Origin of the sequence: Kiloniella laminariae DSM 19542 (assembly GCF_000374005.1) — a bacterium.
GTDB lineage: Bacteria > Pseudomonadota > Alphaproteobacteria > Kiloniellales > Kiloniellaceae > Kiloniella > Kiloniella laminariae.
In genome coordinates, this window is sequence record NZ_KB893146.1 from 32,916 (window position 1) to 48,114 (window position 15,199).

Consider the following 15,199-nt stretch of genomic DNA (forward strand, 5'->3'; position numbering starts at 1 on the left):
TATACTACTGTCTGGAGCGCAGCGAGGTGCGCACTTATAATTGGGTCAGGGCTGTCTCTCGGACCGGGGGTGGGCGCCCGGAATCAGCCAACCCCGGTAGCTGATCAGGCGGCCCCATAGGGGCAGGGAGATATCTACTGAAAAATGGAAGCGCCCCTGTTCATCCAGTTTTTCCTGTGTGTCACTGATCGGTGTCATCCAGCGCGGTAGAGGGCAGCCAAGAAAATAGGCCCGGATAACCATCATGTCGAGTGTGCCATCCTTTGAAACGGGCAGGGTCAGGAGAAAGGAAAATGGTCCGAAGCGTTCAATCTGCTGACCGGGTTTTGCAGTTTTTGACCGTGACATGACAGATCTGAAACGGTCCTTGCCAAACTTGCGATGCCATATCTCGCGATTGCCCTTTCGTTCAATTGTCACCTGTAGCGGGATTTCCTGGGTGTCATCCGGGAATCCCATGACTCTTTTGATCAGTTTGGCAACTGGATTTGAGCCACTTTTTACTGACGCCTGACCGTGAAAAATTGCAAGATCCTGAACCTTGTGGAGTGTCTGGACAGGAAGAGGGAGGCGGTTGAATTCCTCTCCAAGAACCTGTTGGTAGAGTGAGGGATCAGCTTCTCTTGAGATACGATAACTTGCAGGCAAGATCGAGAGTGCTTGCTCAAGATCTTTCATTGAGAAGGTGCCAAGACAGGGGCGAGCTCCCGGTTCCAGATCCCCGCTCAGGCCTTCTTTCCTGGAGGAGAGGAGGATTTTGCGCGCGAGTATCCAGCAGGGAAGGGCAGGAATAAAAGGACCATCACCCTTTTCAACAATCATTTCCCAACTGTGTTTACACAGTTGTCCCTTTCTGGCCCCAAGAACAGTTAAAAACATGCCGCCCCGATCTGTGCCAAAAGGCTGGAAGATTTTGCTGGCAGTCATCAAACTATCTGTCAGGGGCAGTAGGTTGCTGAGCAGGCCAAACCTTGGCAACTGGGACAACAGCCAAAGCCCGAGATGTAACAAAGGATTCTCCAGCCCCACACGGGTTTTCACAGCCTGTGCCCTGTAGCGTTCGGGAAAAAGCTTGAGGTCGGGAAGTTCTATCAGGGCGCTCCATCGGTTTTTCAGGGGAGGAGCGGTTTCTGTGTGCAGGGTCTGGCGGAGGAGACTTCCCCAGCCCCACGCCCAGAATACTTTATTGTCTCGCCAGATTTCCAGTGGCTTGCCTGCCTGTCTGAGGATCGTTTCGACCAGTGATCGTCCCCGAGGGGCTTTGTTGCCGGGCAGGATGGCACTTTCAATCAAAGAGATTTCGTCCAGATCGACAGTGAGATGGTCTGCCAAAACCGAGGTAATGGCCGGGGCGGTGCTAGCGCCTGAAAGGGCGATCCTGTTTTGAGCACGGGCAAGGTCATCGAGAACGGTAATACCCCGGACAAAATCGGCTGAGTCAGCCAGATCAAGGTAGTGTGCGCCCTGTTCCAGGGCAGCTTTCGCCAGTCGATAGGGCCTGCGTCCACTATCCTGAAATGGCCCGGCAGCATCAATGACCAGATCCGGGGACAGAAGCGCGAGTTGCTCAACCAGATCAGCTTCCCGGTTAAAATGAATGGCAGTTCCACCATAGAGTTTACAGAAGCTGCGTGCTTTGGTGAGAGAGCGCCCGGCGACGAGAACGGAGAATTGTTCCTCCCGGATTAACAGACGACAAATCCGGCTGCCGAAAACACCGTATCCACCAACCACCAGGATTGTTTTAGTCAATGAAGCGTTCCCTGATATCGGGCGTAGGAATCATGCAGTTGTTGGATCGACCAAAAATCCTGTAGCGGTTTTTGGCAATGCTTTCATAAAACCATCGGTCAAGGGGAGGCGGAATAAAACGGGTGAGAGAGAAGAGGCGCACGGGGAACGGAAGTAATGATGTGATGGTTGTGAAGGCAGATAGGCGGGCGTAAGCCTGACCCTTATGAATTAGTAGATTGGTTTCGAAATTTACCGGGTCGAGCCCGTAGTGGCGAAACAGCGCCTGCCCCAAGTCCGATTGTGCTGCAGTAAAACGGAATTTTTGGTCGTGGTCATGTTTGAGGACAAATTTGATAAAGCCGGAACAGAGGATGCAAACCCCGTCATAAACAATCAGAGGACGGCTGTCGTCAAACCGGGGGACGGTGGCGTCGTCAGCAAACGAGTATGCCTCGAAGGGAAGAAAGGCTTTAAACATGAAGGATCATATGTGGAGGAAATGCCGCTTGTCGAGATGATTATTCGTGCCCCGAAAGGACTGGAGGGCGTTAACTGTTTGATATCTCCTTTTTGGTTAAACTTCCTGATGGAGAGTGAGGTAGCCAAATTTGATTAAGGGGTGGAATGTAGGGTCGGGAAGATGAACCATACTGTCAGGAACGTTTCTGTTCTTATTGTCGTTTTTACTGTTTTGGGCTGGAGCGGGATCGCGAAAGCTGATTGCACAAGAAGCTATTCAGTTGCCTATTCTGAAGACTATATTCCCTACCAGTATCGGAATGTGGACAAGACCCCTGCCGGGCTGGATATCGACATCATCAAGGCTGTAATGGCCGAGATGGGGTGTGAGCTTAAGATTAAGCTCGTGCCGCCGAAGCGAGCGCAGAAGCTCCTGCAAACGGGTGATCTTGATCTGATGCCTGCTGCGTCTGTGACCGATGAGCGTCAACTCTATGCCCATTTTTCACTTCCCTACCGCGATGAGAAAGTTGTGATGTTTGTTCAGGTGAACAGATGGGATCACTATCGGGGTTATAACATGGCTGAGGCGATTGATCATCGCCTGCGTATGGTGGCCGGAATAGGGGGGTGGTATGGCGAGGAATACGGAAAAGAAAGCCAGCGGGCGATTGATAACGGCATTCTCAATCTGAATAACAGTACCCAAACCCGTATGAGCCAGTTGATCGCCGGGAGAGTTGATCTGGTGATCGCGGATCTTTTTGTTGGATACCACCATGCCATCAAAGCTGGGGAAGCAGATAAAGTTATGCCGCTTCCTCACGTTCTTAACAGTGACCCCGTACATTTCATGTTGAGCAAGGAGTCTGTCTCTGCTCAGGAGGTGGGGGCGTTTAATCTGGCGTTGAAGAGCGTTATTGAAAGTGCAGATTTCCAAACACTATTGGAAAAATATCGCCCTGCGAATACGGCACCGATCAATTAGGCCCAGCCAGTGATTTAAGTTGGCGCCGCCTGAAGCGGGGGCAAGTATACCTGAAATTAAAGTTCAGATGAACAGCGCTGGGCGCCGGGAAAATATTTGTCGCAAGCGTTTTTGCATTATAGATTGGGACAAATCGTGCTGGTGCTTGCGAGTGCTTGCGAGTGCTGCGTGGGGCCTCAGGGGTGATGTTCTTATGATCTTGTCCCGTTCTGAAACCTGCTAATGGAGCTTTTGTAAAATGCTGCCCCAGGGAATTGTTCGAATTGATCGTGAAACGCCAGTGGTCGAAAGCCATATCGGCCAGGATGTGCTTCTCGCAGGAAAGGCTGATACAAAGCTCTGGAATGCTTTTACAGACCAGACTGGACAGTTTTCCGTCGGGCACTGGGCCAGCGGAAGCTGTAAGCTGAACGTTTCCTACAGCGAAAACGAACTGTGTCTGTTGTTGAGCGGCAAGGCTATTCTTACGGACGAAGCTGGCCAGAGTTGCGAGTTCGGCCCGGGGGAAGCTTTTACCATTGCAGCTGGTTTTAAAGGGACCTGGGAATCTGTCGGCGAAGTTGTCAAGATCTATGCTGCCTTTGAAGCGGCCTGACAGGCCGCGTATTCTGTTTTATGACAGGAGAATATAGGCCCCAAACACGCCGATAATAACCGCTGAGAGTAGGTTAATGCCCGTGATCACGCGTGTGGGCAGGCGGGTTCGGAGAAAGGCTCCGGTTGCTGCGATACAGAACCACCAGCCCAGTGAGCCGACAAAAATCCCTGCGGCGATGACCCAGCGCTCCGTCTGGGGGACTTCGGCACCCAGGCCTGCAAAAATTGCCAAAAATGTCAGAATGGTCATGGGGTTGGTTATGGTCAGGGCGTAAGCGCTGGTGAAGATAAGAAAGAGGCCACCGGATTTTCTGTTTTCAAGCTTTGCCGCTTCCGGGCGTTTGTGATCCCGTAATATTTTCAGAAGGTTGAAGCCGGCCATAAAGAGCAAGATCGTACCACCTGCAGTACGTATAACGTCATTGTAATCCAGGAGGACGCTGGTGATAGCGGTAAGGCCGAGCAGAGCAAAAATACCATAGGTCATGTCGGCAAGGGCAATGCCAAACCCGGTAGCTATGCCAGCGGGCAGTCCGCGTTCAAGGCTGAATTTCAGACAAAGCAGGGCCATGGGCCCAACCGGTGCGGCAACCGCGAGGCCAATCAGCAATCCTTTTATGATCAGGATGAGCATGGGCGTGTGTTTCCCCTAATGTGAGACCTGAAAGTGATTGTCCTGAAAGCTAGACAGGCAGAATGGACGTTTCTTTTTCGCTTTGCAGGACAACAATGGTTTCTGTTCTGGTAACGGCGGGAAGTGCTTTGAGCCGTTGCTTTAAAAACTGCTGTAACCCGTTTGTGTCGGCTACCCGTACCTTGGCAAGATAGCTGTGGGGGCCGGTAATGTGGTGCAGCTCCTGCAATTCGGGGAAACTGCGTGCTTCCTGGACAAATGCGTCTTCGTCACAGTCTGGCTGCAGGTCAATAAACAGAAAGGCAAGGAGATCCAGGCCAACTGACCCGGGAGTAATAATCGCCTGATTGCGCTGGATGGTTCCATTGTTTTGAAGTTTGCGTACCCGCTCGTTTACAGCAGAGATGCTCAGGCCAGTCTTCTCGGCGAGGAGGCTCATCGAGATTCTGTTGTCTTCCTGAAGGGAAAATATTATTTTTCTGTCAATGCCATTCATATCAGGAAAATTACCTGATAATTTTAAAAAATCAACAAAAATTATTGTTAATTTTAATTTTATCAGTAAATGTGTTGAGGCTCCAGTTCTTGTTCTGAGGCCTCTCTGTTCTCTGTCGAGCTGATTTCAGAGGCCTTTGCGCCAGACTGAAACTTCAGACAGGCTGTGCTGGAATTTGCGTCGGGTTTCTCTGATGACAAAAGGTACATCACTTGGTGGGCAAACCATTTCAAATTCGGGGGTCAGGGCATCGCGCAGGCCTTCAAGAGTTGTGTAGCTCTCTCCTGTATTTGCCTTGAAACCACCAAGCCAGTTTTCCCGCTGGGTGAATTCTTCCAGCCAGGTATAGGGGGAGGCCAGAACCAGCAACCCGCCGGGACGTATGCGCTGTTTGATGGTCTTGAGAAATTGGCGCGGATCATAAAGTCGATCAATCAGGTTCCCGGCAAAAACAAGATCATAATTTGTATATTTTTCAGCGAGATTGCAGGCGTCGCCCTGCATGAAGCTGATCCGATCTTTGATATTTTCATAGTTATCAAAATCCGAGAGTTTTATTTCTTTGTAGCTGACCAGCTCCCCTTCGTCCTGGATCGTATAGCGCTGTGTCCCTTTTTGCTGCAGGCTGGTCGGAGCCTGTATCAGCCGGGCAGAAAAATCTATGGCATCGACATGATCAAAAACCCGGGCCAGCTCGAAAGATGCCCGCCCTGTCGCACAGCCCAGGTCCAGTGCGCGTTCTGTCCGGCCTTTCCCCGCATGCTCAAGGCAAATTCTGGCGCAGGCAACCGGGAAGTTCGGCACAGAAAAGAACTCTTCGCCATAGTGAAACTCGATATACTGAGCCACAATGTCATCGGTTTCGTACATATTGACCTCATTTGCTGGAAGTTCATCTGCTTCAACGTAGCGGAAGCCGGAATGCTGGAAGAAATGTCGCCGAAAGGCATAACGGGAATCCCTGATCGCATAGTTCCCGGTAGAAATCCAGCAACCGCCTTTGAAGATGTTATGCTTGCCGTCAAAGGTCGGGGTGGAGAAATCATCATAGACGGGATGCACCTTGAAGCCCTCGAAACCGTCGATGGGGGTTTCTGTCCATTGCCAGGCATTGCCGATGAGATCAAAAAATCCCCCGGTAAAACTATGACGGTTGACGGGGCAGGATGACATTTCCCGTTCAAGGTTGATGTTGCCCGGAGCCTGTTTCCAATCAGGCTGGTCTTCGGGGACAAGAGCGCGCAACCTGTACCATTCAGCCTCAGTTGGCAGCCGGATCGATTTTCCAGTTTTGATCGATTTCCAGTTGCAGAAAGCCTTGGCTTCAAGGTAGTTCACATCTACTGGCCAGTCCCAGGGCATATCAATAAGGGAAAGCATAGAGCGATAGCGATATCCCTCAGTCTGCTCTACCCAAAAGACCGGATGTTTTGCCTTGCGATATGAAGCCCACCTCCAGCCCTCTGCCATCCAGTATCTTTCATTCTGATATCCGCCGTCGGTGACAAAATCGAGAAACTCCCGGTTTGAAACGAGGAATTTACTGGCTTTGAAACCGGAGACATCAATACGTTTCTGCCCGTATTCATTGTCCCAGCCATAGAGATGATTGTCTTCTCCCTTGCCCAGAGTAACCGCAGCCGCTGTAACCGGGAGAAGTTCGTTCTGTGGAGCGATACCGCTTTGCAGGCAAATATTGCTCCAGATCCGGTGGGCCTGCAGTTTTTCCAGAGGAAGTTCCCGAATGAGAACCGAGGTGGTTTCAAGATGAATCCGCTCGTGTTCAATCCCCATCATAATGATCCAGAGCGGATCGTCCTGGGTAAGGGGCAAGCTCAGATCGCAAGTGCGAATGAAGTGGTCGACCAGCTTCCGGGTCTTGTCGCGATAGTCTTTGACCCTGGCGGGTGTCGGCCAGACATAACTGGTGTCATTGAGATCATCCCAGGACATTTCGTCGACCCCGATAGCAAGGCTCGATTCAATCTGTTCATCAATACGCGTGTCGATCAGTTTGGCGACATTAAGCTTGTTAATAAAAAAGACCGCGGTGTGTCCGTAGTAGAAAATCAGGGGGTGTCGCAGGGGATTGGCCCGGCGATAGAAGGCCTCGTCGTCCACCAGACATTCGAAAATTGACTCATAAAGCGAAAAGGTTTTGTGAAAATAGCTGAGGATCTCCTGGCGCTTTTCCTCGGCTTCACCCTGATCGAGAATAATGGTGCGGGTGACAAGAAGCTCCTGATCAGAAAACTTAACATGCTGATCCGAGGGTGTTTTTAATGGCATGATGCTAAATCCCTGGTGTCGTCTGTTTGGACTTGGTCAAGCTATTCTATATAGGGCGCAGATGTTGCATTTGCGCAGAGATGACAAAACTGTGATCACGGATAATGATTATCGATGACTAATTTTCTATTCTCTGAAGGGTAACGCAGCATTTGCGTCGTAAAAAAGGGGTATTTTCTCGTATTGCGCAGCTGCGACGAAAAAGCAGTGTGAAATGACTTTTAAAACCAGTTTTCTTCCTTACATAAACTCTCTTACACAAACTCTGTGAAAAATGGAGAATGACGATGGATGTATCTGCACGTGTTTCCCAAGCTTCTATCCTCGGTGCCTATGAGCGGATACAGCCGTTTGTAAGAAGAACCCCGGTGCTACGGGTGCCTGCGGGAGAGTTGCTTGAAAGCACGCCAGTGACGCTCAAGCTGGAGCAGTTGCAACATGCGGGTTCGTTTAAAAGCCGGGGCGCATTTAATGCGCTGTTATCTGATGGCGAGATCCCCGAGGCTGGTGTGATTGCGGCATCGGGTGGAAACCATGGGGCTGCTGTTGCCTATGCTGCAAAACAGCTGGGAATAAGGGCGGAGATTTTTGTTCCTGAAATTGTTTCTGCAAGCAAACTGGCCAAGCTGGAACAATACGGGGCTTCGATACATGTGGTCGGGCACGATTTTGCGGCAGCACTGGAAGCTTGTTCCTTACGTCAAAAGGAAACAGGTGCCCGGTTGTTGCATGCCTATGACCAGCCTGACATTGTTTCCGGACAGGGGACGGTTGGCCTTGAGTTGTCGGAGCAGGCCCCCGAGCTGGACAGCCTTCTGGTCGCTGTTGGCGGTGGCGGACTTATCGGCGGGATTGCTTCCTGGTATCAGGGCAGCCTGAAAATTATTGCCGTGGAGACAGAAGGTACGGCCAGCCTTTACACAGCACGGCAGAAGGACAGACCGACAGAGATAACCGTTTCGGGCCGGGCAGCTGATTCGCTGGGGGCCAGAAAGATCGGAGAAATCGGTTTTGAGGCCGCAAAGCGATTTGTCCAACAATCTGTGCTGGTCCGTGACGAGGCGGTTGCTCATGCACAGGAAAAATTATGGTCGGACTTTAGGGTTATTGCCGAGCCAGGGGGCGCCACGGCTTTCGCTGCCCTGTTGTCCGGTGCTTATCAACCTGAAAAAGATGAAAAGGTCGGTGTCCTTGTTTGTGGAGGGAATGCCGATCTGGCAACCTTTTAGCTGCCTGGGCAGAAGCTTAAGCTGTCGTCCGGCGGAATTAAGCCTTTTGTAATTCGACTGGGCTATGCTCAAGACTGTTCCGACACAAGAACTTCCCTAGGGTTGATGGGGATACACGATTTGGAAACTGGTCTTGGTTCAATAGCTGGTCGATTGAGAAGCCTGCTGTGCTTTATCCGAAGTGGCAGGGCTGGGGTCTGCTTTTTCTGTTTGATTCTCTTGTTTGATGACAGGGTCTCGCTTGGGCAGGCATCTGCTGAGCCTGCGGAAAGTCCTCTGAACAAACCGGTTCGTGTTTGTGCTGACGAACTGGGCTTTCCTCCCTTTACCTATCTTGAAAAAGAAGTTCCCGGTAATTCTCGTAGAGAATTGACCGGAGCAAGTTACGAGCTGATTTTACTCGTTTTTTCAGAAGCTGGTATTCCGGCGAAGGTGGAGCTGGCACCCTGGAAACGATGTCTGGCAAGTGTGGCGCGCTTTTCGGTTGAAGGTGATTTTGAAATTTTTCTTGATGGGTCCAGCAGCCGCGAAAGAGAGGGGCTCTATTTGCGGACTCAACCAGTTTATCTGGCAACCCGGGCACTTTATTATTCCAAAAAAAATACCCCCCGCGCGACGAAAATACCCGAGCTGACGGCTTTGAACCACTATCGTCTTTGTGGGATCGCAGGTTATAATCTTCAGTGGTTGAAATTGTACAGTGTGACCCAAAAGGTCGATCAGACGACCTATTCCTATGATCATGCATTTCATAAGCTGGACGAAGGCAGATGTGATTTTGTTATCGGTTATAAAGAGCAGGTTGATGGTCTGATAAAAGAAGGGGATCTGATCCTGCCCAATGAGATCGAGGTCTTGAAAAATGTGATTTTCCCGACAGAAACATTCTATCTATGGATTTCTCGCAAGTCTGACCGGGCTGAGTCCTTGCTTCAAATTGTAAACGATGGCATTGCCAAACTGCAGGCGGATGGACGTTACGAAGATATCTTCCTGCGCTATGTAAAAGATGAACTGCTTGTGCGCTAGTATTCGTCTTCTGGGCGAGGTGATGTGGGGGGCTGACTGAGGCAGGTGTTGAGCTGACCTCATTGCCAAGAGGAGGCCAGCTCGCTGTCGTGTCGAAGTTCGCGATTGTTGAGGGTTATTTCAGGCTGGCGACACCCAAAGGCACATCAAATTTCTCGCACCAGATATAGATTTCGTTGAATTCTGCCGGATCAATTGAGGCGGGAAGCAGGTATTCCTGTCTTCCGCTATTGTGTTTCAGTGGGCTGAAAAGAGTGTTTTTGTTAATACCATCCTGCCCAAATGCCAACTTGGGATCCGGGGCACCATCCAAAGAAAAATCTTCGCCAAGAATAACCCTGTGACTTCCGTCAGTGTTTTTGATCACCTCGATCTTGCCAGAGGTGATGTGGTCACTGCGTCCGGAAAAAGTTCCTTGTAAAATAACGTTCTCAGCCTGGGCCAGGCTGAAAGAGAATGCTGACAGAGCAAAAATCACTCCTGCAAAAAGATTGATGTACTTACGCATTTGAATATCTCCGTTTTCTATAACACTGATCGTGACTGGCTATCTGCAGCCTTGATTGCTGCTGCGTCTGCTCTAATATGTTATTAGAAACCGATTGGTCCAAAACACAAAACTGTGATGAACACACTTTATCTGTGGCATTTGAAACCGGACCGCTGGATACAGTTGTTAACAAGACGGAAGGTTGATCAAGATGGCTCGGCCACGTGAGTTTGATATCGAGGTTGCAGTAGAACAGGCACTTCAGGTTTTTTGGTCCAGGGGCTATGAAGGTGCGGGCCTGATTGAGCTTCTTGAGGCAATGCAAATCGCGCGGAGTAGTCTTTACAAAACCTTTGGCGACAAGCGGTCGCTCTTTCTGGCGGCGTTAACGCATTATGACATAACGCGGGTTACAGCCGCAGTTTCCCTGTTGCGAGATGCTTTAATTCCCGATGGGGAGCATAGAATTGCCAATTTGTTAATGTCTATCGCCGAGGCCATTGAGAAGCAGGGGGACCGACGGGGCTGTTTTCTTTGCAACACGGCTGTAGATCAGGCACCGCATGATAAAGAGATTGCCGAGCAGGTCCGCCGAATGATGAGCCGAATGGAAGAGGGATTTTTCTGTGCTCTCGTAGCGTCAAACCTCAAGCGAACCCTTGATCTTAATGGCGAGGGGGAGGCAAGGTTGCTAAAAACGGCCCGGGTACTGAATACGGTCTATAACGGATTGAGGGTGATGGCCAAGGCTGGTTATTCTGCTGGAGAAATCCGAACTGTAATTCAAGCTCAACTGCACCAAAATGGCCTGGAAAATATGGGGCTTGTCACCAAGAAGATCTGATTGATGATCCTTGTTTCAGATCAATGAATGATCGAACAATAAAAATTACAAGGTGTGAAAGAAGTGGGGCTGTCCCGCCGGGAGACAAAAAGTATAAGCGACAGCCTAAAGGTGTATCTTAATATGTTTTCCACTTTATTGGCGTAATCTGGCAGCTGAGATGCTATTGTTTCTGAAAAATAACAGGTAAGATTCTGATTAATGTTCTAGGGGTAGAGAAGGCTCTATGCAGGAACAGAATGGATTGACGAGTTTCTCCCGGGAAATGCGATGCTCGCCGTAAATCAAAAAGATGCGGAACAGGATGAAGTTGGTAAAAGGTTATCCCGGCATGAAAGGGATAGTGCCGGTTACCGGGGCTTGAGCCGTTTTCACTTGCGGTGGCGTATATACCTTGCTTTTCTTTTCAGCATTGCTTTGTTTACCTTTGGCGGGGCACTGACCGTTTTCATTCTTGAGGATGAGCGGGCCATCCTTGAACAGACCCAAAATTATCAGGCAAGACGCCTGTCCGATCTCACAATCCTGTTCCGGCGACTTACTGATGCAAACAGTGCTCTTTCCGTCCTGCTGTCCGGCAACGACGAAGAAACAGCTGATGATCAGCTCTTCAAATCTGCCTTGCCTTATGTAAAAGAGTTAAAAAGTATCCGGTTTCTGCTCGAAGAAATCCGGTCAGATCCTGCACTGGTCGAGGCGGAAGAGCGATATCTGCTTAATGTTATTGCCCGCCTCGAAAGTTATCAGCAGGTCATTTCCACTGCTGTGGAGGTCCCGGAAGGCACGCAACATGTCAAGCTGGCTGACATGCGTCATACAAGCGACGGGTTTCTCAGGATATCGGAAGCCTTTGGAGAATATGTCGATTACTACAGCGAACGGACCGATGGTGATATGGGGGCCTTGCTGGAGCGTTATTCCTTCTATATCCCGTTATTTGTGACCTCTATGATCATCGGACTTTTTGTTCTGGGCGGTGTCGCCTGGGGGGTTTCTTCCTCTATCGTTAACGACCTGGCGCGTGTGACCCAGACGCTAGGTCTTCTGGCGCAGGGGCGAAACGTCAGCCAGTTGGAAGGGCTGGAACGGAAAGATGAATTCGGGGATATCGCCCGCGCGGCTGATCTGTTTCGCCATAATCTCAAGCGTCTTGATGATCTTCGCCATCTACAGAAAAACGAGAGCGCCCTGAAGGATCGTATAAAAGAGCTGGGGGATGCTGAAGGGCGGTTGGAGAGCCAGGTTGAGTTCCTGCAGGGCTTTGCCCAGAACCTTGATGATGCCCGGCACAAGGCAGAAGCAGCGGTGATGTCGAAAAACCAGTTTCTTGCCAATATAAGCTACGAACTGAGGGCTCCCCTTAACAATGTCATCGGTTTTTCGCAAATCATGGCACAGGAGATGTTTGGCCCAATCCAGGACCCGCGCTACAAGGACTATGCAATTCTGATTGAGAAAAGCGGCACAGATTTGTTGCAGCTTGTGGATGATATCCTTGATTTGGCGGATCTTGAGGCCGGGAAGATCAAGCTGGAAGAAGAGGCGCAGGATATCAGGGAGCTGTTTGACAGCTGCGAAAGGATGGCAAGCAGCCGTGCCAGAGAAGCCGGGGTTACGCTGTCGTTTGAGATTCTTCCCGAGGGATTACAACTCGTTTGTGATTTCCGCGTTATGCAGCAGGCTTTGTTGAATCTCTTGTCCAATGCAATCAAGTTTTCTGAGCGAGGGGGACAGGTCCACCTGTGGGGAGGGTTGAATAACGTTGGTAATGTTTGCCTGTCGGTAAAAGATACGGGCCGTGGGATGGACCCGGTTGTCGCGCAGCAAGCCCTGGAACCTTATGGACAGAGTTCAGTCGCTCTGGTGCGGGGGCAACGGGGCATCGGATTGGGACTGCCTCTGACATCGGGCTTTGTTGCAATGCACGGGGGGCGCGTGACAATCGATAGTGAAATAGGGAAGGGCACAATGGTTACCTGCCTGTTCCCAGCGGAACGTACACAGTTACCAAAAGATAATCTACGAGTAGAGCAAGCCGAATAGACCGTTTTTCACCATGATCAGGGCTATTATCTAACCTGGCCTTGATGCCTTTCCTTCTTCAACGTAGTTTTGCCAGCGAACCGGATTCTGGTCAGCTTTATTATACGTTGGAAGGTAGTGTTATGTCGGCACCACGTCGGGCATTTATGTTTTTGGTGATTGCCCAGCTGCTATGGGCGGGAAACTTTATCGTTGGCCGGGCTTTTGCTGCTGATATTGCCCCCCTAACCCTGTCATTCTGGCGCTGGACGGTTGCTTTTGTCTGTCTGTTGCCCTTTGCCGGGCCAGCTCTGATCAGAGAGTGGCCGCTCTATCGGCCGGTAATCTGGAAAATGATCCTGCTCGCCCTTTTGAGTGTGACCAGCTTTAATACCCTGTTGTATTTTGGCTTGCAGACAACTGGTGCAACCAATGCAGCACTGCTGAATTCAATGATACCGGTGATTATTATTACCCTGTCATTTCTCTGTTATGGGGAACGGATTCGCCTGATCCAGATTCTCGGAATCACGGTTTCTTTTTGTGGTGTTCTGGTGCTGATTACCCGGGGAGATTTTGAAAACCTGCTGGGCCTTACACTGAATAGCGGGGATTTCCTGGTATTGGGGGCCGTGGTCTCCTGGGCTTTCTATTCTCTCTGGCTGCGCTGGAAACCGGAAGGAGTGTCGCTTTTCTCTTTTGTGCTGCTGAGCATCGGGATCGGGGATTCTGTTCTTGGGCTGATCTACTTTTCCGGCGTGTTTGAAGCAGCGCCGCTTGAGTTGACCCTCAACAATATTCTTGCCGTTTTTTATGCCAGTGTACCGGTGTCTATTCTTGCCTTTACCTGCTGGAACATTGGCGTTCGGCAGGTTGGAGCAAGTCTTGCCGGGCAGTTTATTCATCTGTTGCCGGTTTTTGCATCTGTTATGGCAATTGTCCTGTTGGGAGAAACTCCCGAATTCTATCATGGTGCAGGGGCGATTCTGATTGGTCTCGGCGTCTGGTTTTCGGTGCGTAAAAAGCGCCGCGCCATTGAGGTTGAGCCTGTTTGATTTTCAAATAGTCATGCCATAAAAGAATCATGTTCCCTTTTTGTTCTTTTTTCTCTATCTTGAGAAAATGAACAAAAAGACCGCTTTCGACCAACAGCCCGATGGAACAGGGAACCGCATAAAAGGTGACCTGCACCCCGACTCCCGCCGGGGAAGAGGGGCGCTTTCCAATCGTGTCGGCAGGTTTGAAAAATCTGAAAGAGAGCGCATTGATGATGGCTGGGGCAGTCTTGAAGAGGGCGGGAAGCTTAAAACTGAGGTAAGACCGGACCCAAGTCGGTCGGTAATTTCCCGCAATCACTCGCCGGATGTTCCTTTCGATCAGTCTTTCAATCCTTACAAAGGTTGTGAACACGGCTGCATCTACTGTTTTGCCCGTCCGACACATGCATTCCTTGGGCTGTCGCCCGGACTTGATTTTGAACGGCTGATTTTTGCCAAGGAGGATGCTGCAGGACTGCTGGCGGCAGAGCTCGCCAAGCCATCCTATCGCTGTCAGGTAATTGCTTTCGGCGCCAATACAGACCCCTATCAACCAATCGAACGCGAGCAGAGAATAACCCGGCAGGCGCTGGAAGTCTGTGAGGCCTTTAATCAGCCTGTCGCCATCATTACCAAGGGAAATCTTGTCCTGAGGGATCTTGATATACTTGAACGCATGGCGCGGAAAAACCTTGTATCAGTTGCGATTTCGCTGACGACGCTGGACCGTAAACTCGCCCGTACAATGGAGCCGCGTGCCGCAACCCCGATGCGACGTCTGGACGCCATCCGTGAGCTGACGCTCAGGGGGATCAAGGTTTCAGTGCTGGTCGCCCCCATTATTCCTGCTCTGAATGACCACGAGATTGAACGCATAATAGGACTTGCCGGGCGTGCAGGAGCTGTGAGCTGCAGCTATGTCCTGCTCCGCCTGCCCGGTGAAATTCGGGATCTCTGGCTTGAGTGGTTGGAGAGCAATTATCCGGACAGGGCGGGACGTGTGATGAAATTGCTTCAGTCTATGCGGGGAGGAAAGGATTACGACCACCGTTGGGGAAAGCGCATGCAGGGCGAAGGTGTTTATGCAAAATTGCTGTCTGACCGGTTTCATCTGGCCCGGCAGAAATACGGCCTTAACAGACGTTCACTCCGTCAACTCGATACGTCTCTTTTTTCTGTGCCTCACCAATACAGAAAATCAGTCTCCACGCTGAAGCAGTTCGATCTTTTTTCATGAAAAACTCTGACGTTATCTCACATGAGCCGGGTCCTTTTTTTGTCACAATCATACGTTACATTTTTTCTGGGTGTCCGATCTGATTATGAGTAATCTGCGCGCCCTGTTTCCCTG

General features: G+C 50.5%; 14 protein-coding genes. 8 read left to right on the forward strand and 6 right to left on the reverse strand.

The genetic code is table 11. The features are described 5' to 3' along the window. Window positions 1-45 precede the first annotated feature (45 nt). Window positions 46-1,752, reverse strand: a complete 1,707-nt coding sequence (locus B152_RS0110900) for a saccharopine dehydrogenase family protein (protein ID WP_020592453.1) — start codon at window positions 1,750-1,752, stop codon at window positions 46-48. Then, window positions 1,745-2,212 (reverse strand): thiol-disulfide oxidoreductase DCC family protein, encoded by a 468-nt coding sequence (locus B152_RS25810; protein ID WP_083921867.1) that lies wholly within the window; start codon window positions 2,210-2,212, stop codon window positions 1,745-1,747. Before B152_RS25810 ends, B152_RS0110900 begins: the two co-directional genes overlap by 8 nt. A gap of 162 nt (window positions 2,213-2,374) precedes the next feature. Between B152_RS25810 and B152_RS0110910 the strand changes: the two genes are divergently transcribed. Both B152_RS0110910 and B152_RS23355 read left to right on the forward strand, forming a co-directional pair. After that, window positions 2,375-3,181: a substrate-binding periplasmic protein gene (locus tag B152_RS0110910; RefSeq protein ID WP_020592455.1), complete on the forward strand. Its 807-nt coding sequence runs from the start codon at window positions 2,375-2,377 to the stop codon at window positions 3,179-3,181. A 238-nt stretch (window positions 3,182-3,419) separates the two neighbouring features. Continuing rightward, the gene (locus B152_RS23355) at window positions 3,420-3,776 is read left to right on the forward strand and encodes a cupin domain-containing protein (protein ID WP_020592456.1); all 357 of its coding nucleotides are present in this window, start codon (window positions 3,420-3,422) and stop codon (window positions 3,774-3,776) included. Between the two features lie 18 nt (window positions 3,777-3,794). On the opposite strand, the gene B152_RS0110920 is transcribed toward B152_RS23355, so the two are convergent. The 3 genes from B152_RS0110920 to ovoA form a co-directional block, all read right to left on the reverse strand. Next, window positions 3,795-4,412: a LysE family translocator gene (locus B152_RS0110920; protein ID WP_020592457.1), complete on the reverse strand. Its 618-nt coding sequence runs from the start codon at window positions 4,410-4,412 to the stop codon at window positions 3,795-3,797. A 49-nt stretch (window positions 4,413-4,461) separates the two neighbouring features. Further along, window positions 4,462-4,908, reverse strand: coding sequence for an Lrp/AsnC family transcriptional regulator (locus B152_RS0110925; RefSeq protein WP_020592458.1), 447 nt, complete (start codon window positions 4,906-4,908; stop codon window positions 4,462-4,464). A gap of 126 nt (window positions 4,909-5,034) precedes the next feature. Beyond that, entirely contained in the window at window positions 5,035-7,197 is a 2,163-nt protein-coding gene (gene ovoA / locus B152_RS0110930) for a 5-histidylcysteine sulfoxide synthase (protein WP_020592459.1), read from the reverse strand. A 287-nt stretch (window positions 7,198-7,484) separates the two neighbouring features. Between ovoA and B152_RS0110935 the strand changes: the two genes are divergently transcribed. Together B152_RS0110935 and B152_RS0110940 are read left to right on the forward strand one after the other, a co-directional pair. Continuing rightward, window positions 7,485-8,426: a threonine/serine dehydratase gene (locus B152_RS0110935; RefSeq protein ID WP_020592460.1), complete on the forward strand. Its 942-nt coding sequence runs from the start codon at window positions 7,485-7,487 to the stop codon at window positions 8,424-8,426. Window positions 8,427-8,636: 210 nt separating this feature from the next. After that, on the forward strand, window positions 8,637-9,455 hold the full coding sequence (locus B152_RS0110940; RefSeq protein WP_157231041.1) for a substrate-binding periplasmic protein: 819 nt from the start codon (window positions 8,637-8,639) through the stop codon (window positions 9,453-9,455). 115 nt (window positions 9,456-9,570) lie between these two features. On the opposite strand, the gene B152_RS23360 is transcribed toward B152_RS0110940, so the two are convergent. Continuing rightward, window positions 9,571-9,963: a DM13 domain-containing protein gene (locus B152_RS23360; RefSeq protein ID WP_020592462.1), complete on the reverse strand. Its 393-nt coding sequence runs from the start codon at window positions 9,961-9,963 to the stop codon at window positions 9,571-9,573. A gap of 193 nt (window positions 9,964-10,156) precedes the next feature. On the opposite strand from B152_RS23360, the gene B152_RS23365 reads away from it, so the two are divergent. The 4 genes from B152_RS23365 to B152_RS0110965 all read left to right on the forward strand — a co-directional run bounded on the left by B152_RS23365 (window position 10,157) and on the right by B152_RS0110965 (window position 15,085). Beyond that, entirely contained in the window at window positions 10,157-10,789 is a 633-nt protein-coding gene (locus B152_RS23365; RefSeq protein WP_020592463.1) for a TetR/AcrR family transcriptional regulator, read from the forward strand. Window positions 10,790-11,059: 270 nt separating this feature from the next. Beyond that, window positions 11,060-12,832, forward strand: a complete 1,773-nt coding sequence (locus B152_RS25325) for a sensor histidine kinase (protein WP_020592464.1) — start codon at window positions 11,060-11,062, stop codon at window positions 12,830-12,832. Window positions 12,833-12,954: 122 nt separating this feature from the next. Further along, window positions 12,955-13,866, forward strand: a complete 912-nt coding sequence (locus B152_RS0110960) for a DMT family transporter (protein ID WP_026261467.1) — start codon at window positions 12,955-12,957, stop codon at window positions 13,864-13,866. Window positions 13,867-13,933: 67 nt separating this feature from the next. Continuing rightward, window positions 13,934-15,085, forward strand: a complete 1,152-nt coding sequence (locus B152_RS0110965; protein WP_033406154.1) for a PA0069 family radical SAM protein — start codon at window positions 13,934-13,936, stop codon at window positions 15,083-15,085. Window positions 15,086-15,199 lie beyond the last annotated feature (114 nt).